The sequence below is a fragment of the Nitrospirota bacterium genome, assembly GCA_040754395.1.
Lineage (GTDB): Bacteria > Nitrospirota > Thermodesulfovibrionia > Thermodesulfovibrionales > SM23-35 > JBFMCL01.
Map to the genome: position 1 here is coordinate 34255 of JBFMCL010000019.1, position 24847 is coordinate 59101.

The window sequence follows — 24847 nt, forward strand, 5'->3', positions numbered from 1 at the left end:
GGACTGAATGTATATCATAGACCAGATTTTTTCCGGCAAGGGGTATGAATACGCGATCGCTGTCGGTTTTCTGTTTGTCTTTATCATCTTCTACAGATTCCTCTGCACTGACAGGACAGAGGAAGAAGACGAGGGGATATGAACCCGTGTGTCCCGGAATGTGCGAGGCTTAGTCTGCTGTGCACAGGAACCAGGCGCACCAGAGTGCAGGGCGGAGAGCATTAATGGGTATCAGCAGAAGAAATTTTCTGATAAGGTCCGCAGCGCTTGCAGGTGCGGCAGTTGTCGGCTCTATCACGAAGGTGCGAGCTGGCCAGACTCCTGACAGCAGGGGAGAGGGCTATGGAGTGCTCATCGATACGACCTTCTGCAACGGCTGCAGAAAGTGTGAATGGGCATGCAATGAATGGAACAAAAATCCCAACCAGCCCATAAAGGCGTATGAGAACAAGTCTGTGTTTGAGACCTACAGACGCACTCATGCGCATACGTTTACCGTTGTGAACAGGTTCATCAATCCCCTGAATGCAGAGCCTGTATATGTAAAAAAACAGTGTATGCACTGTCAGGACCCCGCCTGTGTTTCAGCATGCTTTGTGGAAGCATTCACAAAAACAGGAAGGGGAGCGGTGATCTACAATCCCGATGTCTGTGTGGGATGCCGCTACTGCATGATCGCGTGCCCTTTTGACATCCCTGCATATGAATACCACGAACCGGTGAGCCCGGGGGTGACCAAATGCACGCTCTGTTATGACAGGATACGCAGGGATGGCGGTCTGCCGGCATGTGTTGAAGTCTGTCCCACGGAAACGCTCAGGTTCGGTCCACGAAAAGAACTGATTGCAGTGGCACATGAAAGGATACGAAACAACCTGAAAAAATATGTGGATTACGTGTACGGAGAGCATGAGGTCGGAGGCACAAGCTGGCTTTATCTGTCTGCAGTGCCTTTTGAAGAGATAGGATTGAGACAGGATCTCGGCACCAGGCCGATACCGGATACAGGCAAAGGGTTTATGTTTATGGTGAAGGTTCTCGAAATTGTCGCTGCATGGCCGCTTGTCTTTGCAGCCTTTCATGCAATTGCACGATTACGGAAAAAGAACGCTGATACCCGGGTGTCAGCAGACGATAAAAATGCAGAAGAACATGACAGAAAAAGCTGATTCATCGTCCTGGGTCCGGAAAAAGATATTCATGGGAATGACATTCCGTGAATATCTGAAGAGCTGTGTTACCCTCACGAATGGTATTGCAGCGCTGATCCTGATCGTCTCTGTCCCGGTAATGATCTACAGGCTGGTCTACGGACTCGGCCCGTCTACCAATCTTTCTGATACCAATCCATGGGGGATATGGATCGGTATCGATGTGTTGAGCGGGATTGCACTGGCTGCCGGAGGGCTGGTCATAGGGACAGCATATTACCTTTTCGGCATGAAAGAATACCATCATTTTGTGAGGCCTGCCATTCTCACGAGCCTGCTCGGCTACCTCTTCGCAGTTCTGGGGCTTCTCTTTGACCTCGGCCGCTATTATCGCCTTCCTTATCCGATGGTCGTCTCATTCGGCCTGTCTTCGATCATGTTTCTCATCGCATGGCATTTCGCACTCTATATCATGGTGCTTTTCGTGGAGTGGAGCCCTGCATTGTGGGAATGGCTCAACATGAGAAAGGCCCGGCAGTGGTTCAGCAGAATGGCTGTGTGGGCGACTGTGTTCGGGGTCATTATTGCGGGAGGGCATCAGTCTGCGCTTGGCGCATTGTTTCTCATTGCGCCGGGCAAGCTGCATCCGCTCTGGTATTCTGAACTGCTTCCGCTTTATTTCCTGATATCGGCGATTATCGCCGGCCTTTCGATCGTTATTTTTGAGAGTGCACTGACCCGCCGAATTTTCACAGAAAAGGTTGAACATTTTGATTCAGGCCGGTTTGACAGGCTGACGATCAGCCTTGGAAAGGCCTCTTCAGCTGCGCTGTTCACCTATTTTTTCCTCAAGCTCCTCGGACTGGCACATGCGCATACCTGGCCTCTCCTGAGTACACCATATGGATTCTGGTTCCTGTTCGAAATGCTGGCATGCGTGCTTCTTCCCGCATTTCTTTTTGCCTATGGGGTCAGATACCGCAATGCGAAAGTCACGAGATGGACAGCCCTTCTTGCGATTACCGGCATTGTCCTCAACCGGGTCAATACCTCGATCATCGCCTTTAACTGGAATGCGCCGGAACGGTATTACCCCCTCTGGTCTGAAGTGGTCATCACGGTCGGCATCATTACCATGGCGGTCATTGCGTTCCGCTGGATTGTCAATCGCATGGCAATCCTGCATGAGCATCCGGACTATGAATCATCACACTGACCGCATCCCATCTGTATTGAGGAAGAAGATTATGAATATACAAGTTAGTGACTGCGAGGAAACGGGTGAGAATACTGGTTCTTGGCATAGGTAACCCTCTCAGGTCTGATGACGGCGCAGGGCTGCACGTGATTGAGGCGCTCAGAAAGGAACGTCTGCGCGGAGATATTGATCTGCAGGAAGCGCTAACAGGACTTGATATCCTGGATGCAATTAAGGGATACGACAGGATTATTCTGGTCGATGCGATTCAGTGCGGGGGCGCCCCTGGCACTGTGTATCAGTTGTCTCCCCAGGATTTTAGAGACAGGCAGACCGCACACTCCTTTTCAGCACATCTCAATATGGACTTCTCTGAAATGCTTGAGCTGGGGAAAAGGGTCTTCCCCGGCATGATCGCGGAGGATATACGTATCATCGCCATTGAAGCAGAAGACATTACCACGATTTCCGACATGTGCACTCCCGCGGTCGAAAAGGCGATACCCCTTGCGGTTGACCTCATTAAAGGACTTGTGTAATCAATTCCCACAGCCGGGGGTATTCGTCCTTTACAGGCATAGCATCCTGTTTCAGCAGCCGCAGGCCTTCCGGAATATATTTAAGGAAATAGTTTTTCCCCTTCACCGCTGACAAGAAACCATATGCGCCGAGCGCCTGCATATGACGCTGGAGCCGGCAGGAGAGGAGGCTTTCCCTGAATTCGCTTTCTGACAACTCACGCGTAGCTTCATCCTGAGAAATTACTCTGAGATATCCAGCGGTCCCCCGTGAGTCGTTTTCTCCATCCGGAGAAGAGGAGTAACCCTTCTGAATATAATAATCCAGCAGGGATTCTCGCACAACTTCATCAAGACGGTAATAAGGGTCCCAAAGAAGAGAAACGACATCATAGGCCGGAGGCCCGACCCTTGCCCCCTGATAATCCAGGAGTCCCGGGACATCTCCCGGAGTAATCATGATATTCTGTGACTGAAAATCCCTGTGGATCACAGTCTTTGGAAATGAATCTGTGATTAATGCAAGTCTGTGGAGTTCTTCATTCAACGCGGAAAGATTCCGGAGTCTGATATTCCTGATTCCTGCAACATACCGTTCAAGGAAATAGGTTGTTTCCCATCTCAGGTGCCCGTAGTCAAAAACCCTTTCCAGAAGTGGAGGGCATTCTGCGACATGCCCGGTGACTGATGTATGGAGCAGGACAAGGATATCGATTGCCTTCCTGTACACGGTGTCTATTTTCTCCCTGCTTCGGGGACACCGCAGCCAGCTGTAGAGGGAAAGGTCACCGAGGTCTTCGAAGGTAGCGCTTTTGCCGTCAGCATGTTCCCTGATCAATGCCGGCACCGGCACAGAGTATTTCCGGAAAAAGCGGGTATATTCAATGTGCCGAAGGAAGTCGGGATCGTGTTCAGAACACTGCATGAGAATCTCTGTCCGGCCGTTCTTCCTTATCCTGTAGTACTGCCTGTCAGACCCGCCGGTTCCTGTCAGGATCGCTTCTTCTCCGGAGATTCCGAATACCTCTTCTTCGCTGAAGTTCAGCCGGAAGCCTGAACCGAGAATGCAGTTTTCAAGTATTTCCCCTCCGCTCTCCGGGGCGGACGCATACGCGGTAGCGTCCTGCTGGACACCGTGAAAGGTTGTTTCGGGCAGCAGGACACAGTTGCGCAGCGATATGCCGCGACGCAATACCGCCTGGCTTTCTATCACCACATACCCGTCCATAGCTGCGTCTGCGCAGTTCTTTGCGGAAGGATGGATATACACCGACTCGCCGTTTTTTCTCAACTCCTGAAAGAGAGTCCTTACATAGGACGCCGGGGTTCCGATGTCACTCCAGGAAGAGCCGCTCACGTCGAATGTCCCGATCCTGTTCCCTGCGTCGATTGCCCTGAACCAGGCATCAACGACACTTGATACCCCGTCCGGCAGGAATTGGAGAAAATCCGGCTCGTATACTGCAATGCCGGTAAAGGCGGCCGGTTTCCATCCTCCCTCTGCCCATTTCCTGCAGGAGATAAAGCCTGTAAGAATCCCGTCCCCGTTGACCTCGAGACGGTTGAATTCCGGATGGGTATGCACGGCGAGAGTGGCAAGGTTCCCAGAATTCAGATGGAAGGCAAAGAGTTTCTCAAGATCAATGTCGGATACGATATCCCCGTTGTGCACAAGAAACGCTGACTGTTTCAGGAACCCGCCTGCGTTTTTCAATGCGCCTCCGGTCCCCAGGATCGGGTCTTCCGGAAAGCACACAAGCATTTTGTTGAAGGGAGACTCTGCAATCCACTTCTCAAGAAGCGGTTTTTTATGGTGGAGGTTTATCCCTATATTCGTTACCGGCAGGGCTGATATTTTTTCGAGGATCCTTTCAAGTACAGGTGTGCCGAGCAGGGGGAGCAACGGTTTCGGAATAAGATCGGTGACCGGCCTCAGACGTTTACCCAAACCGGCAGCAAGGATGAATGCTGAGACATTCATACCAAGATTTCTCTGAATATCACCCAATCGAAAGCGTTATCTTCAGGCATAGAACAAATACTTCTCCCGGGTATTTTTGCGGAAATTTCTGCACTCCTCCTGCCACCATGCTTCCATTTCTTCAAGCGTCTCGCCGCGTGCAATATCCTTCCTGAGTCTGTCAGTGCCTGCAAGGATATCGATCGGCATCTTTTCCGTCTCATATTCGTACGGGGGCGTTTTCCATGCGAATTGATCAGGATACAGATCATGTGTCGCTTTCAGTATGGCAACACCGGTCTTGAAGGGTTTGAATCTCTCTTTCTGCGTAACATGTATTTGGGCGCCGCCGCACAATCTGCCCGCATGTTTTTGAAACGCCGGCTGAAAAAAAGCCGGCCTGAAGACTACACCCGGAAGCCTGTATTCCATGAGCAGCGTGACAAGTCTGTCGGGGTCTATGAACGGAGCGCCGAATATCTCAAAAGGTCTTGTCGTTCCCCTCCCTTCGCTGAGTTCAGTTCCTTCAAGAAGGCACATGCCGGGGTAAACGCGCGCAGTATCCGGGGTCGGCATGTTTGGCGAAGGCATGACCCACGGAAGCCCGGTATCCTCATACCACATCGTCCTTTGCCAACCATGCATCGGGATCACATGAAAGTCCAGCGAAGGATACCATTCTTTGCGCAAGTACCCGCAGATTTCTCCGGCGGTCATCCCGTGGCGCACCGGCAAAGGGCGCTGTCCCACAAACGATGCAAAGGACATATCCAGGACAGGTCCCTCGGTGAGATGCCCGCCGATTGGATTCGGCCTGTCCAGAATGACCAGTGACTTCTTCGCTACCATACAGGCCTGCATGCAGAGTTCCATCGTCCAGATGAAGGTATAATATCGCGAACCTGCATCCTGCAGGTCAATGATAAGGACATCGAAATTGTTCAGCATCGAAGGTTCAGGCTTGCGGATACGGCCGTAAAGGCTGAATACGGGTAACCCTGTCTGTCTGTCGGTGAAGCCTTCCCATTCGATCATGTTATCCTGCGTTTCTCCCCTGATTCCGTGCTGCGGCCCGAAAAGGGCTTTAACCATGATTTTTTTTGATTTCATGAGCACCGAAACAGAATGTGCGAGCCGCCTGTTCACAGAGGCCGGATGGACAAGAAGTCCGGCGCGGCAGCCTTTCAGGGAACGGGGCCATTTTTTTTCACACAGATCGATACCTGCCAGAACCGGTTGTTCAGTCATTGTCTTCAATCACATAACTTACAGTAATGTTCATGTCTTTCCGGAGGGAATGGTGCACAGAGCAGTATTTCTCCTGTGAGAGTGAAATTGCGCGGTCGAGCTTTTTGGGAGTAATGCCTTTGCCTGCTATCCGGATCTTCATATGTACTGCCGTGAAATATTTCGGCGGCACAGGGTTTCTCTCCCCGATGGTTTCGATATCGAACCTGGTGATTTCCATTTTCATTTTTTTCAGGAACAAGACCATGTCTATTCCCAGACAACCCGGCAGACTCATGAGGAGACTGTCTGTCGGTATGCATCCTTCCTTCGCATCTGCGTCGAAGTCTATCGCGTATCCCCGTATTCTGGCGGTAAACACCAGGTCTTTCTCCCACGTAAGAATTCCCCTGCTGATATTCGCCACGTTTTCCTTATATCCTTCACCGGTCAGGGATTGTTCCAGCCCGGTATCAGTACCTTCGAGATCTCTTGCCTCCATTCGATATTTCTCCTTTTCATAAGATTCATTCCGATGTTATGCGTACCTATTATAGCGGACAGAAAGGGAATGCAGGGATGCGCACCGTATTTGCCCCCTCTGTGAAGGAAACCCGGTCTTAATGGAAAAAGTCTGCTGTCTTACGGAATGGTATCCACAGAAGCAAACCCGGGCTCGTGGAGCGGAATCAGGATATCGGCCATCTCCTTCACTTTCATTACGATGTCGTATGCCTCATAACTGTTGACGTGAGTGCCCGGCGGAATGACCTCCATTTCCATCGCGCGTATCCTCGGCGGCGGGGTAAAGTTTTCCATGATGAGACAGAACCCGGTTATGGCAGCTGTTCCCCCGGCGGTATCGACCAGGACCGTCAACCCGCCTTCGGTATGCGCAGGGGTATGCATAACCCGTATTCCCGGGACGATTTCCGCATCTCCCGTGAGCGTTCTGACCTGCCCTTTCTTTTCCACGTCTGCAATGAAATCCTCATTATAGCGGAAATCCAGAGGATGAGGGTTGTGTATCCGTTCCAGTTCCTTTGCATGGACATAGATCTCGGCATTCACGCACTTGTCATCGTTTTCGCAGTGGTCATTATGCAGATGCGTATGGATTACGATATCGATATCTTCAGGTTTCAGTCCCCAGCGCGCAAGCCCTTCTTCGAACGTATAAATCCTGCCGCCGATCGCGCTTTCCCTTTCCTGCGACTGCAGCGGGCTCATCTCTCCCGTATCCACAAGGATTTTCCTGTCGCTGCCTTCGAGATACCAGCAGTAGATGGGAATAGTGTAAGGCTGCCCGTAGTCATGCTGATAAGTCATCATCCCCTTATCAAATGCCTTAGTCCCCATCACGATCGGATGAATTCTGTACTGAACCGGATTTCCCATGATTTCTCCTTCTGACAGTTTATTTAATGCCCAGATCCAGCGATAAACAACTCAAACGTTTGGCAAACAGGTCATTGCGAGCCCCGAAAGCATTCGGAGCGTGGCAATCTCAGATGATAAAGCGAGATTGCTTCATTACACTCGCAATGACTATGCGTATCGCTGGAACTGGGTACTATATCACTCAATATACACAGACCTCTCCTAATAGTATAAAACATAACAAGCGGTATTGTTTGATGATTGATTGGCGCGACTGACAGTAACGGACCTGCTGATTCAGAGATTCCCCGCGCTGCAGTTCAGTGCATTATTGATACCAAGGGTCAGGCGATCCACTCCTCACTGAACACGGTGAAGCCGGCCTCTTTGAGCCTTCTGATTGTATCCGGCTGGGGAATGCAGGTTTCTTCCTCAAGGAAATCCCTGTAGCCGGTTTCTGCCAATTTTTTTGCAAGAGCCGATTTTTCATCAGCCGGCATGATTCGTGTGTCGGTCATGGATGCCACATGAAAAGACATTTTATATTTTATAAGAGAACTCACGGCATTGAAAGGAAGCTGATAGAACTCTCCATGTGCGCCGGTGATCCTTTGAAATCCTGCTGCTGTCCCTGCTTTTACGGATACCCTGACATGGAACTGATTGAATTTGCTCAGCCTCTTCACATATTCCTCGTCAGCACCGAGAAGAATGCCGTTTGTTTCGAGAGTGAGTATGGAATCCGTTCCCTGCATGGCATCCAGAAGACCGAAGAGATGATCACGGCAGGCAGTCGGTTCACCACCTGACAACCTCAGTCTTTTTACTCCCTTCGGATTGGCATATTTCAAGAGTTCCCCAAGTGCCTCTTCCGGAGAATAGAATCTGCCGAATTTTTCGGGATCATCCCTTGACTGGTCAGCCCAGCAGAAGATGCATCTGAGACAGCAGCCTGCAGAGTACCCTGTGGATATCCCTCCGTGGGGCCCGGAACGGCAGAAGACAGTATATTTCATGCCGGAGTTTTTGCAGACTGCCTCAGCAAGGGATAAAGAGAGAGCGACAGGATCAAACGGCTTCTGGGGTTGTTTCATGCTGTCCCCTTAAAAAAGAGTGTTGTGCGGCTTACGGGATAAGGGCATCGAGCCAGGCTCGCTGCACTATAAAATTATTTCATCATAATCCGCCGAGCAGATAGGAAAGCTCTTTCTTGGGCTGAGGAAGACCCGCCATTTTCCATGCCACCGCATGGCTGCCGAAAAGCCTGAGAACACTTCCGGTCGACTTGTGCATGCTCTTGGCGACCATGGTGAGTGAAGGGAAAATATAATTTTGCTTGTAATATCCTCGTATGAAATAGAGTATCTCCAGCATATCGGGGGTTATTTCTTTTTTGAAGAGAGTTTTTGCAAGAGCACACGCCACAAATTCATTCCAGTCGTCCGGATTCAGAAGATATCCTTCGTTGTCTATCTTGAACTCAATTCCTTCACAGTGGATTGTCTGTTGTTGATCAAATTTATCTTCCATGTTCATAATTATGTATGCCGGATAGGGGTTCTTTTGGCTGAGGAAGTCCGGCTATTTTCCATGCTGTTGCATGATTTCCAAAGATTGCCATGACGTTTCCTGTCGGTTTTTCGAGACTTCGGGCAACGAAACTGAGAGACGGAAACGAGTTTTTATTCTGATAGTGGTCTCTGATGAAATACAGAATGCCCAGCATGACAGGGGAGAGTTCCTTTTTCCCTTCTTTTTTTGCAAGGGCGCATGCGACAAATTCGTTCCAGTCCGCAGGGTTCAGAAGAAACCCCTGATCGTCAACATGAAAGACGATCCCGTCGCAATTGATTTTCTGGATGCCTGATGGCCTGAATGATATCGGTGACATATATATTATTAATTTATAATTATATTGATAATCAAAATTATAGTTAATATGCAAATCAAAATCAAGCTTTTTTTATAAAGGGGTTGCATACTGGTATTATCCGCATCCGTAAAGTGTTTTTGCATTCAGGGGGCAGATAGCGGGATTCATCACCGCACAGTGAAATACATGGAAAAGATACCGGGAAAACCGCTGTGTCAGCTTCCCGGTATCTTCCTGCTGTCCCTTGCAACTTCGGTCTTTTTCAGGAGGTGCCATTCAGCAGGTCCCTGAGTATCGACTGATAAATAACTCATCATCAGTGCCGGAAGAAATAAGTCTTACAAACCTAGCGATTGTATGTTTAAATGTTGCCATACGGACACAGAGGGGTTGATGAGTTCCCGGATAATTTTTGGCGTAAAATTATAAATATAATGTATTTTAAAAGCAAAAATTTACGTTGACAAACACCCTCATTAGAATTAATCTATTTAATCTATATAAGCCTGGTTAACCATCAGATTTAAATATCAAACAGGGGGTAAATGAAATGAGACTGTTAGTTTTAGGCGGCGGATGTGCTGGTACAATGATTGCGAACAAGATGAGAAGGAAGTTTCACAAGGATGAACTGGAGATCGTAGTTATCGAAAGAAGCGAAAAACACCTCTATCAGCCCGGGTATACACTTCTCTGCTTTGATCTTGTGGAACCGGAAGACCTGATAAGACCGACGAGGGACCAGTTCCTGGATGGTATTAATCTTATTTTCGACGAGGCGTTGAAGATAGATTCACAGAACAACAAGGTGGTGACAAAAGAGCACGGAGAATTATCGTACGATTATCTTGTCATCGCAACAGGCGCAACCTATGTGTATGGCGAACCGGAAGGAGCAAAAGAGGCGCTCGATAAAGGCGGTGATTTCGGCATGTTCTATACCTTTGACGGTGCTCTGAAGATGAGGGATGCCATTAAGAATATCGATGGGGGCACGATCGTCTCCCTGATAACCGACCTCCCGATCAAATGCCCTGCTGCTCCGATAAAATTCATCGCGATGGCTGAAGACACGATGAGAAGGATGGGGAAAAGGGATAAATTCAGATTCATCATCACAAGCCCGATGCCGAAAAGTTTTTCGAGAGAGCCGTATGCGTCAAAGCTGAGCAAGATTTTTGAAAACAGGGATATTGAGGTTGTTGCAAACTATGTCCCCGCAGAGATCGACCACGAGAAAAAGATTATCAAAGGCTATGACGGAAGAGAACTGCGGTATGACCTCTGCTGCTTTACTCCTTCCCACGAAGGCGAGCAGGTTATTCAGGAATCTGAAGGAATCGGGGATGCCTCCGGCTATGTCGCGGCGGATAAATTCAAGATGAACAGCAAACATGCTGCCAATATTTTTACTCTCGGTGATGCTTCAGATTTTCCGACATCGAAGACAGCATCCGGTGCAAGAAAGCAGGCAGCCATATTATCGAACAGGCTGAGTTCGCTGATTAAGGGCGAACCGATGTCTGACAAGGATATTTATGATGGTGAGATCATATGCCCGATTCTGACCAGGGACAAGAGAGTCATGTTTGCGCACTTCAACTACACCGAGAGCATATCAGCAGCGCAGGAAAGCTATATCAACTGGGTGCTCAAGGTATATATGCTGAGAGGCCTTTACTGGAATCTCATGATGCCGGGCTTAATGTAGGCCGTCATTAGCTGATTTTTTAACAAGTGACAAATTTTTTTTAAAGGAGCTAAGATGGCAGAGAAACCTACGCTGAAACCGTCAAATGGCGACGAAAAGATGGCTGCCCAGGTTAATGAGATATACAGCAAATTCCACATGGTAGAGAATCTGCTCGCTGACCTGAGTCCGGCCCTAGAGAAGATTTCGAAGGATTTACATCCGACCATAAAGGACTTAAGAGAGAAATATGAGCGTGATGAAACCGTTGAACTGATCCGTAAAGTAGGCGACAACATCCCGACATTCCTGCAGCTTTTCGAGATGATGAAGATTGTGAAGGGGCTGCTTGCGGACATGATGCCTGCGGTGGAGAAGATCGCTGACGACGCATCGCCGGTCATCAAGGACATGCGTGAGCGGTTCGAGCGGGAGGAAACATTGGCCCTGCTGAAGAAGGTGGGCGACAACATCCCGCTGTTCCTGCAGCTGTTCGACATGATGAAGATCGGACAGGGAATGCTTGCGGACCTGATGCCTGCGGTGGAAAAGATCGTTGACGACGCATCGCCGGTCATCAAGGACATGCGTGAGCGGTTCGAGCGGGAGGAAACATTGGCCCTGCTGAAGAAGGTGGGCGACAACATCCCGCTGTTCCTGCAGCTGATGAGCTTGATCCCGGTCGGTAAAGGACTGGTCGAAGATATGCTTCCCGCTGTCGACAAAATTACTCATGACATCTCTCCGACAATAACTCAACTGAGGGAGAAGTACGAACGCGAAGAGACACTTGAGATGATTATGAAGCTCGGGGATGATATTCCCGTACTGATTATCCTTCTCGACTTGTTGGGGAAGCAGGAGATCCCGGGCATGCTTAATAAGCTTGGGGAGCAGATGGCGATGTTTGAAAAACTCGTTGATTTTCTCGATGAGTTCGGAAAGACAGGCATACTTGACGTGGTGACAAAGCTGATGGTGTCAAAAGAAATGAACTTCATGATCAGAGGAATCGACAAGTGTGCCATTACTGCGTTGCAGGATATCAGAAGCAATCCCGTGAAACCCGGAATCAAGAATCTCATCACCGCTGTCATGGACCCGGAAGTACAAAAAGGTCTTTTGATATTGACCAAGTTCGCAAAATATCTGCCAAGGAGCTTGGCAGAGGCACAGAAGGAAGTCGGATAGTTTTTTCCACCGCCCTCTGTTACTGGAATTTAAAAAACCCTGCAGAAATACTGCAGGGTTTTTTTTTACATCAAATGCCCACACCATGATCGGGAAAGCTCGACCGGACCCGGCTCTATAGTAATGATAACAAAGCACGTCGATTCAAGCTCGTAACCCTGTATATAAGCGAACATCGGATGGTATGGGGCGGGTCTTCTGAGCAGTTTTTCCGCATTCAGCATGAAAATATATAACCTAAATTTACAATTTTAATTAACATATAAAAATAATTTTAATTTATCTACTAAAAATATCTTGACAAAGAGTAAAACTATATGTACAATTTTTCTAAAAATATATTTAGCATTTCCAATTTTATGAAAAGGAGGTTTCACTATACGACAAATGGCGGATATAGCGGAGTGGGATTGGGATACAGGTCAAAAGAAAGTAGCGGACATAAATCAGTGGAAGAAGACATTCCACGCAGTCCGTGAATTGGTCGCCAGCGATGACGGCGAAAAAATCGCAGCGGTAGTAGAAACCGATGACAAGAGATTTACCACGTGCGTGAACGGTGAAGCATGGGAAGAAACCTTCGAACGTCTCTGGTTCCTGAGATTCAACATGGATAATCAGCTTTATTCCCTGGCGTACAGGGATTATGAATGGGCGGTCGCAGTTGATCATGAAATGTGGGAAGAGAAATTTGACACAATATGGAATCTCCAGCTTACTCCCGACAGAAAAGGCGCGGTAGCCAACTGCAAGAAAGACAATACGTACGGGATTGTCCTGAACGGAAACGTCTGGGAAAACAGGTTTGCTGATGCACGGAACCTCGCTATCAGTTCTGACGGGCAGAAGACCGCTGCCAACGTCCAGACGAAATCAATCAAGGTTGCAGATATCTTTGCGTTTGCAGAAGGAATCTATTCCATTGCAGTAAACGGGGAGCCATGGGACAGGAATTTCATGAGCGTATGGAGTTTCACGTTCAGTCCTGACGGGAGCAAGGTTGCTGCGGAGGTAATGCTGGATGTGGGTGCCTTTACCATTGCGGTTGACGGGACCCCATGGGAGCAGACGTTCGGCTGCGTATGGGAGCCTCTTTTTGTTCCGGGAACCTCAGATGTCATTGCGCCTGTAAAAAGAGGAGCGGTATGGACGCTGGCCGTAAACGGCAAACCGGTATGGGGAGATTTTTTCCAGTTGTGGGGACAGAAGTACAGCAATGACAGAAAAAAATTGGCTGCGATTGTTGCGACAGATTTCGCGAAATGGACGATAGCAGTTGACGGTATCCCGTGGAACAGGACATGGGATGAAACTGTCTTGTCTCCTTTTTTCAGCCCTGACAGCAAAAGAGTTGCCGCAATTGTGAAAGAGCATAACAGATGGACGATAGCAGTTGACGGCGCTCCATGGGCCAGTACCTTTGACATGGTATGGGACCCCATATTTGCCCCCGGAGGAGATAAGGTAATCGCAAAGGCGGAAAAGGACAAAAAATATTACATGGTCGTTGACGGCAGGATAGGAAAAAAGGGACACGATGCGCTCTGGAATCCGGTCTTCAGCCCTGACGGCAGCAAGGTGTTGTTCAGATGCGTGGAGGGCGGAAAATATTATCGCAGAGTCGTTCCGGTAAACGAAATATAAGGCAGGGAGAAAGACATGTATGACTTTATAAAAGATCCGTCTCTGTATAGTTTCGTCAGAGGCCCCCTGGTCTGGATTGCATTTTTTGTATTCATCGGCGGGAGCGTATACAAAATAAGGGAATTGTATCTGCTCGCCAAAAAAGAAAAAGTGGTGATACCGTTTCTCGATATCAAATACAGCCTGCGGTCGATTGTTCACTGGGTGCTCCCTTTCGGGAGCGTGAACTGGAGAAAGCGCTGGGTGATGACCACCATGACTTTTGCGTTTCACATATGCCTTGTATTTACCCCGATATTCCTGCTTTCCCACAATGTTCTCTGGTACGAATCCTGGGGCATAACCTGGTGGACGCTCCCCGAAAGTCTTGCTGATATCATGACTCTCATTGTCATTGTCACCTGTGTCTTCTTCTTCCTGAGAAGGATTCTTGCCCCGCAGGTAAGATTCGTTACCTTTTCTTCCGATTACCTTATTCTTGCTATCGCATTCGCCCCGTTCATAACCGGTTTTCTTGCGTATCACCAATGGCTTCTTCCGTATAAGATAATGGTTATTCTCCATATAATTGCCGGTGCAGGTATGCTTATCGCGATACCTTTTACCAGATTGGGACATATGTTCTATTTCTTTTTGACAAGGGCATATCTGGGATCTGAAATCGCATTCCGGAAAGGGACAGACTGGTAACCATGAGGAAATGTATTAATGTGTGTGAGGAGGATAATAAATGATAACCTACGAAAGGACCCCTATTGCCGATCTGGGCATCGATGAATCGGCAAAACGACTGACACCAGAAAAGATCGAAAAAACGATTAATGCAGTTCTCAAGGGAACAGGGGCACGGCTGAAGGCGTATCTTGAAACCTGTATTCACTGTGCATTATGTTCAGAGGCCTGTCACTATTATCTCTCGCATGACAAGGATCCGACTTACTCGCCAGTTGCCAAGGTTAAACTGACCTTATGGGAAATGGTCAAAAAGAAAGGCAAGGTGAGTCCTGATTTCATCCGCCAATGCTCAAGGATCGCATACACTGAATGCAACCGTTGCCGGAGGTGCAGTCTCTACTGCCCTTATGGCATAGACATATGGTATCTGATGGCGCTCGTCCGCCGTATCTGCCTGCTTCTCAAAGTAGTGCCGCAGTATGAAATGGATACAAACTATAGTCATGCGGCGACACTCAACATGATGTGGCTGAAACAGGATGACTGGGTTGACACCGTTCAGTGGCAGGAAGAAGAAGTCAGAATGGAATATCCCACCGCCCGCATTCCGTTTGACAAGGAGGGAGCGGAAATCATGTATACGCCGATTGCGCCTGAACCGAAATTCAAACCGCAGCTCCTTGCGGCAACGGCAAAAATATTCCATGCTGCCGGGGTTGACTGGACGATGCCGTCGTTCGATGGCTGGGACAACAGTGACATATCAATGCATGTTGCCGATTTCGAGACCATGGCGCGGGTTGAAAGAAAACACTTTGAGGCAGCCTTCAAACTGAAAGTCAAGCGAATAGTAATGTGCGAGTGAGGGCACGCATTTAACGCCGCAAGTTATGTGGCACCGCAATGGTTAGGATGGAAGCAGTCACCGATAGAATATGTTCATGCAGTGAAATTCTATTATGAACTCATCAGGGACGGAAGAATAAAAATCATCAGGAAGATCACGGAACCCGTTACCTATCAGGAGCCATGCAATATTGTCAGGAATGCCGGTTACAAGGATATGCTCCGGTATATCATCGAGGCGGTATGTGAAGACATACGGGATCCGTATCCCAACGGCATGCATAATTACTGCTGTATTGCCGGCGGAGGCGTGATCAACTGCGGACCTCCGTACAAGATGACGAGGATGATCGGCAACAGGGTCAAGGCCGAGCAGTTTGCTGCCACGGGCGCTCATATTATCATATCCCCTTGACACAACTGCCATAGTGGGATTGAAGATCTCACCAAGCATTACAAGCTGAAAATGCATGCGGTATTTTTCTCGGACGTACTGCTCCAGTGTATGGAGCTGCCAAAGGAGTGAAAACCATCAGGAATAAACCGGGAAGGATTGAATCATGAACAGAAAGATAATTATCTTGGGAGTAAGCATAGTGTATCTTATCCTGCTTATTTACGGTTTAAGTACCGTTTATTCTGTGGGGAATCCTGTTCCTCCGAAGATGCTGAAGGTCGAAAAACCCGAAAACCTGATAGCAATTGCGCATACGGAAATCTTTGGCAGACTCGAGCGTCCCCAGGTCATATTCAATCACAAGAAGCATGAAGAGGCCCTGAAGGCAGATGGGTGCAATGCCTGCCATACGGAAGCTGAGGATGGCTCGGTAAAGTTCGATTTTCCGAAGGATGTCAAGAAAAAAGACAAAAAGTCTGTAATGAATGCCTACCATGACGAATGCATCGACTGTCATAAAAAGAAAAGCAGCGAAAACAAGGAAACCGGACCTGTAATATGCGCTGACTGTCATTCGAACAGAACCGCGCACCTGGAAATTATCTATCCGGTCGTTGAGTTTGATTTTGCGCATCACGACACGCATGTCACGAAGCTCAGGGAGAAGATCGGCAAGGATGACTGCAGCCTCTGTCATCATATGTACGATATTTATGAAGAGGATGAGGCACTGCGGCTGGTGTATGAAGAAGGCGCAGAGGAATCCTGCTATTACTGTCACGAGCTCGGGAAAAAACGGGGACCTGAACACGCCGAGATCACCCGTGTGGCAGCCGGGAAAGGGCTTTCGATCCGTACGGCCTCCCACCGGCAATGTCTCAACTGCCATTTAAAATATCAAGAAGAATATATCAAAAAGGGAGAAAAGGATGCATGTCCTACTGAATGCATAAAATGCCATACGGGAAAGTATAAAACGGTCTCAGAACTTGAAAAAATTTCCCGTCCTGACCGCAACCAGAAGAATACGCTGTTTATAGATATTGAGAACTCGAAAATGAAGGGAGTTACATTTGATCATAAGTCTCATGAAACGAGTTCAAGGACATGCCGGAGCTGTCACCATGAGACATTAAAGGCATGCAAGGAGTGTCACAGCCTGACTGGCAAGCCTGAAGGAAGCGGAATTAATATTGCGCGAGCATATCATGATGTGTTTTCTGAACACAGTTGTGCGGGCTGCCATAACAGGAAGAAAGCAGACAAGAAGTGCGCGGGCTGCCATTACTATATATCCGATATGGACATTGAGACGATGAACCCGAAAAAAGAAACCTGCGCCATATGTCATAACGGCAGGAAGGATAAGGTGGTAATGCCGAAACCCCTTTCTGCTGCCGGACTCGACCAGCAGAAGGTGAAGAAAGATGTTGAGATTAAGATACTGGAAAAGGAATTCGAACCATCGAAGTTTCCTCACCGTGACATCATCGACAAACTGGTAAAGGTTTCAAACGACAGCAGGCTTGCAACGTACTTTCACCGGGATATTCAAACGATTTGTGAGGGCTGTCATCACAGGAGCGATACCCGGGCTGAAGCGCAGAAAGACACTCCCCCGTACTGCAGGAACTGCCATATGGCTGCATATGACCGCCAGAACCTCAACAAAACCAGACTGCTTTCTGCATATCACCGTCAGTGCCTGGGCTGCCATGAAAAGATGGAACTTGAAAAAGGCAGAAAGTGCAGCGAATGCCATAAGGAGAAACAGGAAGGTCCTGCTGAGATCACTTCTCTGAAGAACGAACAGGTCGTATCTCAGAATACGCGCAAGACCTTGAACGTCTGGAGACCAAAATGACGGGTTTTAAATACTGGAAAAAAGCGAATGAATAGAGAGGAGCGAGGATGGACAGAAGGGCATTTCTAAAACTGATGGGAGCAACGATGGCAGGAACTGCCGGAGGATCCCTCTGGTCACCACGCCTGTCTGGAGCTCAGGGGCATAATCCGGAAGGGAAGGAATTTTACGGTATTCTTGTGGATACCACACGATGCATCGGCTGCAGGCGATGCGAAAAAGCGTGTGCAGAAGTGAACGGTCTGCCGATTCCCGACATATCAGAATCGACCAATGAATCTGTTCTGAAAACGAAGCGGAAGACTACCGATACCCAGTATACGGTCATAAGCCGGTACGAGACAGACAGCGGAACAGTTTTCGTGCCAAGGAGATGCATGCACTGCAACCAGCCTGGATGCACTGCGGCATGCCTGGTGAAAGCCATGAAGAAACGGAAGACCGGGCAGGTGACCTGGGACCTGAACTGCATCGGCTGCAGATTATGCATGATTTCATGTCCTTTTGACATTCCGAAGTTTGAATATGGCAAAGCAATACCGAGAATTCAGAAATGCAATCTCTGCTGGGACAGGTTTAATCAGGGCGGACTCCCGGGATGTGTTGAGGTATGTCCTACACAGGCATTGATGTTCGGTACGAGGAGACAGATTCTTGAAGAAGGGAAGAGGAGGATCGCCACGGGACCTGACAAATATATTGACCATATCTTCGGTGAATATGAGGTTGGCGGTACCTCGCACCTGTATCTTTCTTCTGTCCCCTTCGAGCAGATAGGGTTCCGGAAAGACCTCGGAACTGTTCCATATCCGGAGTACAGTACCGGATTCCTTTATGCAGTACCCTTTATTTTCGTGCTCTGGCCTATTGTTATGCTTGGCATTAACCGGGCAACAAAAGGAAATGGTAAAGGAAAGGATGAACATCATGGATGAAAAAACTGCGGCAGTTGAAATAAAGAGCTTTGGAGAATTCTGGACCTACCTGAAAGGTGAACTGAGACCGAGAGGGCATATCGCTACTCCTTTTAATATCATTTCACTTCCAATCATGCTGCTCGGTTACGTCTTTATCGTACTCCGTCTTGTGTATGGTCTTGGACAACCCATAACAAACCTGAATCAGGAATACCCGTGGGGACTCTGGATCGGGTTTGATGTCGTAACCGGCGTTGCCTTTGCAGGGGGCGCATATGTGCTGTGTTTCATTGTGTATATCCTGAGAGCTGAAAAATACCATCCTATTATAAGAGCAACAGTGCTCAACGGATTCCTTGCATATCTTTTTTACGCCGGTGCGATCGTGCTCGATATCGGGCGCTGGTGGAATATCTACAACCCGATGGTCGGGAATGACTTTGGTGTGAATGCCGTCATGTTCCTTGTAGCATGGCATTTCTTCCTCTATATGCTCGCAGAACTCGTTGAATTTTCTCCCGCCATCGCAGAATGGCTCGGTCTGCGCAGGGTGCGAAAAATACTTGGTGGCCTCACACTCGGTGCGGTCATATTTGGCATTACCCTCTCGACGCTCCACCAGTCAGGTCTCGGTGCGCTCATGATGATGGCCAAGAGCAAGATACATCCCCTGTGGTATACCGATTTTATCCCGATCCTTTATTTTGTATCGAGTATCTTCGCCGGGCTGTCGATGGTGATCTTTGAAGGTTCGATAAGCCATAAAGTCTTTGCCTATCAGATAGATGCAGAACATCATCATTCCTATGAGGATATCCTGGTTGGACTCGCAAGGATATGTGCGGTGGCGATGTTCGGGTACCTCTTCCTGAAGGCAATCCTTCTTGTGCACGAACATGCCGTTCCCTATTTAAACAGCACGATGGGATTCTGGTACCTTTTTGAGGTCATCGGATTTGTGCTCATTCCCTGTCTCATGTTCGTCAGCGGCGCGACGCGGAAAGATATATCGATTATCAAGTTTGCTGCAATCCTGACAATGCTTGGCATCATACTCAACAGGCTTAACTATACTTTTATCGCATATAACTGGTATGTGCCGTTAAGCGAAAAATACTGGCCTTCAGCGATTGAATTGATTATCACGGCGTCTATTATCCTTACCGAAGTCTGGGTGTTCAGGTGGATGGTAAACAGGATGCCGGTGCTCAGAAAGCCTCCTGAATGGGCTGCGAAACTGCATTGAGAAAAAAGACAAGTTGAAGGAGGGGTCTATGGAAGAACTCTTCACCTATTACGATATGTTTGCATCAAAGGGCGCTGAATATCTGATTATCATCGCTTTTCTGATCGTTATACTGGCATTCTGGAGATTTGTGAACATGAATGACCTTCGGTGAATATTTTCCGAATGTCTGTGCGGTAATTCCCTCTCATGTCAAATCCTCAGTGAAGGGAGGGGAAGATGCGGCGGATCTTAACAGAGGACGGCCGAGTTTCCGAAAGAAGGAACCTTTAGGTAAATTCGGCTTTTTTCTTTTGCAAGAAATGATATTGACAGAGGTAAATCGTGCCTGTTCTTAATTGTTGGGAATTTAAGAAGTGCGGCAGGGAACCCGGTGGTGCAAAAGTAGAGGAACTGGGAGTCTGCCCCGCGGCTGTTGATGACAAATATGAGGGTGTTAACCGCGGCAAGAGATGCGGCAGGTCATGCTGGTTAGTATCTGGCACAATGTGTGATATAAAGATGAAGGGGAAACGGCTTAAGAAGCAATGGGAATGTTCACAATGTATGGTTTTTCAGGTTGTCAGAGAAGAAGAAGGCGATAATTTTATCTATCATATCGGATAATGCAGGGGACACAGAAAAAATCTGAGGTCTCTTTTCCCGGGGTCCCGCCGAACCGGCAGGCAATTCTGTTATCAGCATCCGCACAGGTAAGTGGGTGAAGCAGGGGGAGTCTTTCCTTTCAATTCGTCACAATAGTAGGCATAACTCATCGGCTTGTCAGTCTTCAGCAGCTCTGCGTCGATAACTTTTCCAATAAACAGGGTATGGGTTTCACAGTCAAAACTGTTCGTCACCTGACAATCCAGATAGGCAACAGTGTGTTCCAGTATAATCGGGGTCCCTGAAACACCTGTCTTGAAACTGAGCTCCTTGAACTTGTCGGATTGCCTTCCGCTTCTGAAGCCCAGAAGCATGATAAATTTCTTAGGTGTATTTGATGAAAGCACCGACACGCTGAATACCTTGCTCTCCTGGATATATTCATGGGTCAGGGCTTCCTTATTGACAGTCACCAGAACCTTTGGAGGAGTTGACGAAACCTGAATAAGGGAATTGGCGATCTGGCAGTTATATTTATCTCCCTTTCTGGAGCTGATTACATACATGCCGCAGCCAACCAGAGCAAGCGCCCTGGCTTCCACCATCGTTTTTTTGTCGAGAGCACAAAACTCACCTACTACAGCCATATGCCACCACTCCGGAATATGCAGTATTCTAATATATAAATTTTAAATTTATATATCATATATTATTCTAATATATATAGCTTATCTTGTCTATCCATAATCAGGAATCAAAAAAATTGGAAACTGCCTTTGGAGAGCAGACAAGGTGAGCCTTCTTTCATGCCGAAAGATAATGTTTTGATGTCAGTGAATATCCCTGAGGTCGTGGCGGATGTACAAGGCATATGACCGGCAGGGTATCATTCAGTACGTGTGTTGGAATCCCGCTTTCTAAGAGTATTATTTGCAGCAGGATTCCGGGCCGGGTTCAGTATGACTGTCTGCCGGATAGCATGTGCTGCTCCAGGGGTGCTGTAGATTTGGTATGTGCATGATACACCACTACTGATACACCACTACTCCAGTTTTGCCGCAGGTTACACGGAATCTTCAGACCCGTTACCGTTGCCGTTTCCGTCTTCTTTTGGTTCTCTCCCTGGCTGTCCTTTTGAGAGCAGCACAATACAGTCATCACAGGTGTCTGAAGGTTTCCTTTTGCAGATCATGTGATTGTATTCCCAGCAAGGCTTGATATTATTGATATACGCCCGGCATTCGCTTTTCATTTTTTCCGGGCAGCCGGTAATTTCCCAGCAGGGAGCGTACTCGAGAAGCTTTTTGATGCCTTCGATGCTGATCTTCTTTTTGTGAATCAGCAGGCGTAAACAGAGGAGCCATCTGATATCGTTTTCAGAATAGAACCTGTTCTTGTTCTTGCGGTCCGGTTTTACAAGGCCGTGCTTTTCATAAAGACGCAGTGTCTGGTTTGTCGTACCGACTAATTCTGAAACAATTCCTATGGTATACAGCGGAAGATCTTTTTTGTCTTTTTCCTCAATGAAGTCGAAGCTCCTTTTTCTGTTGGCCATACAGTCTTGCTCCCCCTCTAATAAAAGTTTTTTATGAGCAAAGTGCTCTATTACGTTCAAAATATACCCTTATTACGCTTCGGTTTAGCGACTGCGCTCTTTGCACATATCTTCGTCAACGTGCCGGCGCCGTATTTTTGACATATATTATATATTTAAATATAAGTTACATGCATATTGCAATACTTAAATAATATAATAACATATTTTTATAACTACATGTTGACTAATTTTATCTGAGCGATATCCTTGTATCCCGTCATGTCTCAACCCCGGCATCACAGGACCGGATTGTCACATTGCTCCGCGTGCTGTTTTGGCTGTCTTTTCAGGGTGATGAGCGCACCCTGAGGACAGAATCTGCCGAAATATTCGGATGCCTTCGGACCGGAAAATCCGGGATGACGGGAAAGCGTTCGCCGGAGAAGTTTGTATTGTTCCGGATGCAGGACTACCGGGATTCCGAACGATCGCAATGCGGGCTGGGTGATTACCATCTCAGAAACTATTTATGGTAAAATGATGTAATTTCCAAAGGAGCAGATTGTCATATGAAAATATCAGGCGCCGAAATATTTGTTGAGAGTTTAAAACGTGAAGGGGTCAAGCATATTTTTGGATACCCCGGTGGGGTAATCCTGAATATTTTTGACCTGCTCTATGATGACAAGGACATCCAGCTCATCCTTACAAGACATGAGCAGGGTGCGGTACACGCAGCGGATGGCTATGCACGTTCGACCGGCAGGCCGGGTGTCGTGCTGGTGACATCGGGGCCCGGCGCCACCAATACAATCACAGGGATCGCAACCGCTTCCATGGATTCAATTCCATTGGTAGTTTTTTCCGGTCAGGTGCCGACGATGCTTATCGGAAATGACGCATTTCAGGAGGCTGATATTGTCGGTATTTCAAGGCCATGCACAAAATATAATTTTCTCGCCAAAGATGTGAAAGACATTGCGAAGATTGTCAGGGAATCATTTCATATCGCATCCACCGGCCGTCCAGGACCGGTTCTTATTGATCTTCCCAAGGACGTGACCTCTGCGAAGGCGGAATTCATATGGCCTGAAATAAAGATCCGGAGCTATAATCCGACTTATGAGGGCAACAGGTGGATGATCAGCCAGGCAGCGCATTTGATCGCGAAATCGAGGAAGGCGCTGATCATAGCCGGAGGCGGCGTTGTCCTTTCAGGCGCAGCCAGAGAGCTCAAAGAGCTTGCCGAGATCACCGAATTGCCGGTTACCATGACACTCATGGGACTTGGGTCATTTCCCGGAAGCAACAAGCTTTCCTTGGGCATGCCGGGAATGCACGGCACCTATTATGCAAACAAGGCGATCCAGGATTCAGATCTTCTGATAGCCATAGGAATGCGTTTTGACGACAGGGTAACAGGCAAGCTTGATGCCTTTGCGCCGAATGCAAAGATAATCCATATTGATATTGATCCGACATCAATCAAGAAAAATGTGCGGGTGGATATCCCCATTGTGGGTGATGTCAAAAGGGTGCTGACAGTGCTCAACAGGATACTCAAAGAAGAGATCAAGGAGCAGTGGGGTGAGGTCCGCAAGGCCTGGCTGAGACAGATAGAAATATGGAAGCAGGAAAGGCCAATGACCTACACATACAGCGATGAGGTAATAAAGCCCCAGTTTGTCGTAGAGAAGATCTATGAACTCACCAAGGGAGATGCGATTATCTCGACCGAGGTTGGTCAGAACCAAATGTGGGCTGCCCAGTTCTACAAGTTTGACAAGCCAAGAATGTGGCTGACATCCGGCGGATTAGGCACTATGGGGTACGGGTTTCCTGCAGCCATTGGTGCCCAGATTTCACATCCCAACAAACTTGTGATTGATATCGCAGGTGACGGAAGCATACAGATGAACATTCAGGAGCTTGCAACAGCGGTAATAAACAAGCTTCCGGTGAAAGTGGCGATACTGAACAACCGTTATCTTGGCATGGTCCGCCAGTGGCAGGAACTCTTCTTCGGAGAAAGGTATTCGCATACCCATCTCGAGGTTGTCCCCGACTTCGTGAAACTGGCTGAAGCATACGGTGCAATCGGCCTGAGGGCAACAAAACCCAGCGAAGTTGAACCTGTGCTTAAGGAGGCATTCAAAATCAAGAAAACCGTTTTCATGGATTTCGTGGTCCACTGGAAGGAAAAGGTTTTCCCGATGGTGCCTGCAGGCGCACCAATAGATCAGATGCTTTTTGAGGAAGTAAAAGAGAAGCCAGAGAAGAAATTAAAGGCGGTGAAATAGATGAGGCATACAATTTCCCTTCTCGTAGAAAATAAATTCGGGGTTCTCTCACGCATTGCGGGTCTCTTCAGTGGACGGGGTTATAACATTGAAAGCCTTTCTGTCGGTGAGACAATTGACCCCCAGATCTCGACTATGACGATCGTTACGAGCGGTGACGACAAGATCATCGAACAGATCAACAAACAGCTGAATAAGCTGATCGACGTCATTAAGGTTATCGATATGACTGAACTCGCCCACGTTGAACGGGAAATGGTGCTCATAAAAGTTGCTCCCCGGCAGGAGGACAAGGCAGAGGTTTTGCGGTTGACAGAAATATTCAGGGGAAGAGTCCTGGATTCGAGCAAGACCACCTATACGATAGAAGTCACCGGCGATGAAAAGAAGATCGAGGCGCTTGTGGAATTGCTGAAACCCTTCGGCATTAAGGAGTTTGTCAGAACCGGCAAAATCGCAATGGGACGGGAAGGCATCAGGAAGACCTGATACCGGTCAGCATATAAGCAGTCGAACTATAGTGTGCCCTCACCTGCGTATTTCCTTCCTGAAGAACTAATCACGTATTTCCTGCGCCCCCGGTGATTGAGGCGGACTTCTGAATGAGAGCTGTGCAGTCGGCGTATAATAGCGAAAAGATCAAAGACC

At 48.0% G+C, this 24847-nt stretch carries 26 protein-coding genes and 1 pseudogene; 16 read left to right on the forward strand and 11 right to left on the reverse strand.

Features of this window, described 5'->3' with window-relative positions; all coding sequences use genetic code 11:
• Positions 1-7: 7 nt before the first annotated feature.
• The 4 genes from AB1552_10305 (at position 8) to AB1552_10320 (ending at position 2888) form a co-directional block, all read left to right on the forward strand.
• Positions 8-142, forward strand: coding sequence for a hypothetical protein (locus AB1552_10305; GenBank protein MEW6054159.1), 135 nt, complete (start codon positions 8-10; stop codon positions 140-142).
• Positions 143-224: 82 nt separating this feature from the next.
• A complete protein-coding gene (locus tag AB1552_10310) occupies positions 225-1169 on the forward strand; it encodes a 4Fe-4S dicluster domain-containing protein (protein MEW6054160.1) in 945 nt (314 codons plus the stop codon).
• Positions 1141-2367 (forward strand): NrfD/PsrC family molybdoenzyme membrane anchor subunit, encoded by a 1227-nt coding sequence (nrfD, locus tag AB1552_10315; protein MEW6054161.1) that lies wholly within the window; start codon positions 1141-1143, stop codon positions 2365-2367. The genes AB1552_10310 and nrfD (AB1552_10315) overlap by 29 nt, the downstream gene beginning before the upstream one ends.
• A gap of 65 nt (positions 2368-2432) precedes the next feature.
• On the forward strand, positions 2433-2888 hold the full coding sequence (locus AB1552_10320) for a hydrogenase maturation protease (protein ID MEW6054162.1): 456 nt from the start codon (positions 2433-2435) through the stop codon (positions 2886-2888).
• On the opposite strand, the gene AB1552_10325 is transcribed toward AB1552_10320, so the two are convergent.
• The 8 genes from AB1552_10325 to AB1552_10360 form a co-directional block, all read right to left on the reverse strand.
• Complete coding sequence (locus tag AB1552_10325) at positions 2872-4848, reverse strand: phosphotransferase (protein ID MEW6054163.1); 1977 nt, start codon at positions 4846-4848, stop codon at positions 2872-2874. The genes AB1552_10320 and AB1552_10325 overlap by 17 nt on opposite strands.
• Before the next feature lie 42 nt (positions 4849-4890).
• On the reverse strand, positions 4891-6075 hold the full coding sequence (locus AB1552_10330; GenBank protein ID MEW6054164.1) for a DUF1343 domain-containing protein: 1185 nt from the start codon (positions 6073-6075) through the stop codon (positions 4891-4893).
• Positions 6068-6556: an OsmC family protein gene (locus AB1552_10335; GenBank protein MEW6054165.1), complete on the reverse strand. Its 489-nt coding sequence runs from the start codon at positions 6554-6556 to the stop codon at positions 6068-6070. Before AB1552_10335 ends, AB1552_10330 begins: the two co-directional genes overlap by 8 nt.
• Positions 6557-6696: 140 nt before the next feature.
• On the reverse strand, positions 6697-7452 hold the full coding sequence (locus AB1552_10340; protein MEW6054166.1) for an N-acyl homoserine lactonase family protein: 756 nt from the start codon (positions 7450-7452) through the stop codon (positions 6697-6699).
• Positions 7453-7778: 326 nt separating this feature from the next.
• Entirely contained in the window at positions 7779-8528 is a 750-nt protein-coding gene (locus AB1552_10345; protein MEW6054167.1) for a radical SAM protein, read from the reverse strand.
• A gap of 82 nt (positions 8529-8610) precedes the next feature.
• Positions 8611-8964, reverse strand: coding sequence for a TusE/DsrC/DsvC family sulfur relay protein (locus AB1552_10350; GenBank protein ID MEW6054168.1), 354 nt, complete (start codon positions 8962-8964; stop codon positions 8611-8613).
• Positions 8954-9325, reverse strand: a complete 372-nt coding sequence (locus tag AB1552_10355; protein MEW6054169.1) for a TusE/DsrC/DsvC family sulfur relay protein — start codon at positions 9323-9325, stop codon at positions 8954-8956. Before AB1552_10355 ends, AB1552_10350 begins: the two co-directional genes overlap by 11 nt.
• Before the next feature lie 96 nt (positions 9326-9421).
• A complete protein-coding gene (locus AB1552_10360; GenBank protein ID MEW6054170.1) occupies positions 9422-9583 on the reverse strand; it encodes a hypothetical protein in 162 nt (53 codons plus the stop codon).
• Between the two features lie 274 nt (positions 9584-9857).
• Here AB1552_10360 and AB1552_10365 point away from each other — a divergent pair, with 274 nt between their 5' ends.
• The 10 genes and pseudogenes from AB1552_10365 (at position 9858) to AB1552_10410 (ending at position 20383) form a co-directional block, all read left to right on the forward strand.
• A complete protein-coding gene (locus tag AB1552_10365; GenBank protein ID MEW6054171.1) occupies positions 9858-11018 on the forward strand; it encodes an FAD/NAD(P)-binding oxidoreductase in 1161 nt (386 codons plus the stop codon).
• A 54-nt stretch (positions 11019-11072) separates the two neighbouring features.
• Positions 11073-12188 (forward strand): hypothetical protein, encoded by a 1116-nt coding sequence (locus tag AB1552_10370; protein MEW6054172.1) that lies wholly within the window; start codon positions 11073-11075, stop codon positions 12186-12188.
• A 387-nt stretch (positions 12189-12575) separates the two neighbouring features.
• The gene (gene tmcD, locus AB1552_10375; protein MEW6054173.1) at positions 12576-13832 is read left to right on the forward strand and encodes an electron transfer complex subunit TmcD; all 1257 of its coding nucleotides are present in this window, start codon (positions 12576-12578) and stop codon (positions 13830-13832) included.
• Positions 13833-13847: 15 nt separating this feature from the next.
• The gene (gene tmcC, locus AB1552_10380; GenBank protein ID MEW6054174.1) at positions 13848-14522 is read left to right on the forward strand and encodes a TmcC family electron transfer complex membrane anchor subunit; all 675 of its coding nucleotides are present in this window, start codon (positions 13848-13850) and stop codon (positions 14520-14522) included.
• Between the two features lie 40 nt (positions 14523-14562).
• Positions 14563-15879 (forward strand): annotated as a pseudogene (locus tag AB1552_10385) ((Fe-S)-binding protein).
• A gap of 34 nt (positions 15880-15913) precedes the next feature.
• A complete protein-coding gene (hmcA, locus tag AB1552_10390) occupies positions 15914-17614 on the forward strand; it encodes a sulfate respiration complex hexadecaheme cytochrome HmcA (protein MEW6054175.1) in 1701 nt (566 codons plus the stop codon).
• A gap of 47 nt (positions 17615-17661) precedes the next feature.
• Positions 17662-18549: a 4Fe-4S dicluster domain-containing protein gene (locus AB1552_10395; protein ID MEW6054176.1), complete on the forward strand. Its 888-nt coding sequence runs from the start codon at positions 17662-17664 to the stop codon at positions 18547-18549.
• Entirely contained in the window at positions 18542-19777 is a 1236-nt protein-coding gene (gene nrfD, locus AB1552_10400) for an NrfD/PsrC family molybdoenzyme membrane anchor subunit (protein MEW6054177.1), read from the forward strand. The genes AB1552_10395 and nrfD (AB1552_10400) overlap by 8 nt, the downstream gene beginning before the upstream one ends.
• A 28-nt stretch (positions 19778-19805) precedes the next feature.
• Positions 19806-19931, forward strand: coding sequence for a hypothetical protein (locus AB1552_10405; protein ID MEW6054178.1), 126 nt, complete (start codon positions 19806-19808; stop codon positions 19929-19931).
• Between the two features lie 170 nt (positions 19932-20101).
• Positions 20102-20383 (forward strand): two-CW domain-containing protein, encoded by a 282-nt coding sequence (locus AB1552_10410; protein ID MEW6054179.1) that lies wholly within the window; start codon positions 20102-20104, stop codon positions 20381-20383.
• 71 nt (positions 20384-20454) lie between these two features.
• Here AB1552_10410 and AB1552_10415 read toward each other — a convergent pair whose 3' ends face one another.
• From AB1552_10415 to AB1552_10425, 3 genes are all read right to left on the reverse strand, one after another.
• Positions 20455-21009 (reverse strand): flavin reductase family protein, encoded by a 555-nt coding sequence (locus AB1552_10415; protein MEW6054180.1) that lies wholly within the window; start codon positions 21007-21009, stop codon positions 20455-20457.
• A gap of 416 nt (positions 21010-21425) precedes the next feature.
• On the reverse strand, positions 21426-21917 hold the full coding sequence (locus tag AB1552_10420; protein MEW6054181.1) for a MerR family transcriptional regulator: 492 nt from the start codon (positions 21915-21917) through the stop codon (positions 21426-21428).
• Positions 21918-22195: 278 nt separating this feature from the next.
• Positions 22196-22414, reverse strand: coding sequence for a hypothetical protein (locus AB1552_10425; GenBank protein MEW6054182.1), 219 nt, complete (start codon positions 22412-22414; stop codon positions 22196-22198).
• A 54-nt stretch (positions 22415-22468) separates the two neighbouring features.
• Between AB1552_10425 and ilvB the strand changes: the two genes are divergently transcribed.
• The gene (ilvB, locus tag AB1552_10430; protein MEW6054183.1) at positions 22469-24199 is read left to right on the forward strand and encodes a biosynthetic-type acetolactate synthase large subunit; all 1731 of its coding nucleotides are present in this window, start codon (positions 22469-22471) and stop codon (positions 24197-24199) included.
• Positions 24200-24688: an acetolactate synthase small subunit gene (gene ilvN / locus AB1552_10435; protein MEW6054184.1), complete on the forward strand. Its 489-nt coding sequence runs from the start codon at positions 24200-24202 to the stop codon at positions 24686-24688.
• Positions 24689-24847 lie beyond the last annotated feature (159 nt).

Coding starts and splice junctions, on each gene's coding strand:
- nrfD (MEW6054177.1), top strand. CDS start 18,542: ATGGATGAAAAAACTGCGGCAGTTGAAATAAAGAGCTTTGGAGAATTC.
- nrfD (MEW6054161.1), top strand. CDS start 1,141: ATGCAGAAGAACATGACAGAAAAAGCTGATTCATCGTCCTGGGTCCGG.
- AB1552_10415 (MEW6054180.1), bottom strand. CDS start 21,009: ATGGCTGTAGTAGGTGAGTTTTGTGCTCTCGACAAAAAAACGATGGTG.
- AB1552_10370 (MEW6054172.1), top strand. CDS start 11,073: ATGGCAGAGAAACCTACGCTGAAACCGTCAAATGGCGACGAAAAGATG.
- tmcD (MEW6054173.1), top strand. CDS start 12,576: ATGGCGGATATAGCGGAGTGGGATTGGGATACAGGTCAAAAGAAAGTA.
- AB1552_10330 (MEW6054164.1), bottom strand. CDS start 6,075: ATGACTGAACAACCGGTTCTGGCAGGTATCGATCTGTGTGAAAAAAAA.
- ilvB (MEW6054183.1), top strand. CDS start 22,469: ATGAAAATATCAGGCGCCGAAATATTTGTTGAGAGTTTAAAACGTGAA.
- AB1552_10350 (MEW6054168.1), bottom strand. CDS start 8,964: ATGGAAGATAAATTTGATCAACAACAGACAATCCACTGTGAAGGAATT.
- AB1552_10345 (MEW6054167.1), bottom strand. CDS start 8,528: ATGAAACAACCCCAGAAGCCGTTTGATCCTGTCGCTCTCTCTTTATCC.
- hmcA (MEW6054175.1), top strand. CDS start 15,914: ATGAACAGAAAGATAATTATCTTGGGAGTAAGCATAGTGTATCTTATC.
- AB1552_10420 (MEW6054181.1), bottom strand. CDS start 21,917: ATGGCCAACAGAAAAAGGAGCTTCGACTTCATTGAGGAAAAAGACAAA.
- ilvN (MEW6054184.1), top strand. CDS start 24,200: ATGAGGCATACAATTTCCCTTCTCGTAGAAAATAAATTCGGGGTTCTC.
- tmcC (MEW6054174.1), top strand. CDS start 13,848: ATGTATGACTTTATAAAAGATCCGTCTCTGTATAGTTTCGTCAGAGGC.
- AB1552_10365 (MEW6054171.1), top strand. CDS start 9,858: ATGAGACTGTTAGTTTTAGGCGGCGGATGTGCTGGTACAATGATTGCG.
- AB1552_10335 (MEW6054165.1), bottom strand. CDS start 6,556: ATGGAGGCAAGAGATCTCGAAGGTACTGATACCGGGCTGGAACAATCC.
- AB1552_10355 (MEW6054169.1), bottom strand. CDS start 9,325: ATGTCACCGATATCATTCAGGCCATCAGGCATCCAGAAAATCAATTGC.
- AB1552_10360 (MEW6054170.1), bottom strand. CDS start 9,583: ATGGCACCTCCTGAAAAAGACCGAAGTTGCAAGGGACAGCAGGAAGAT.
- AB1552_10310 (MEW6054160.1), top strand. CDS start 225: ATGGGTATCAGCAGAAGAAATTTTCTGATAAGGTCCGCAGCGCTTGCA.
- AB1552_10425 (MEW6054182.1), bottom strand. CDS start 22,414: ATGGTAATCACCCAGCCCGCATTGCGATCGTTCGGAATCCCGGTAGTC.
- AB1552_10395 (MEW6054176.1), top strand. CDS start 17,662: ATGGACAGAAGGGCATTTCTAAAACTGATGGGAGCAACGATGGCAGGA.
- AB1552_10305 (MEW6054159.1), top strand. CDS start 8: ATGTATATCATAGACCAGATTTTTTCCGGCAAGGGGTATGAATACGCG.
- AB1552_10325 (MEW6054163.1), bottom strand. CDS start 4,848: ATGAATGTCTCAGCATTCATCCTTGCTGCCGGTTTGGGTAAACGTCTG.
- AB1552_10405 (MEW6054178.1), top strand. CDS start 19,806: ATGGAAGAACTCTTCACCTATTACGATATGTTTGCATCAAAGGGCGCT.
- AB1552_10340 (MEW6054166.1), bottom strand. CDS start 7,452: ATGGGAAATCCGGTTCAGTACAGAATTCATCCGATCGTGATGGGGACT.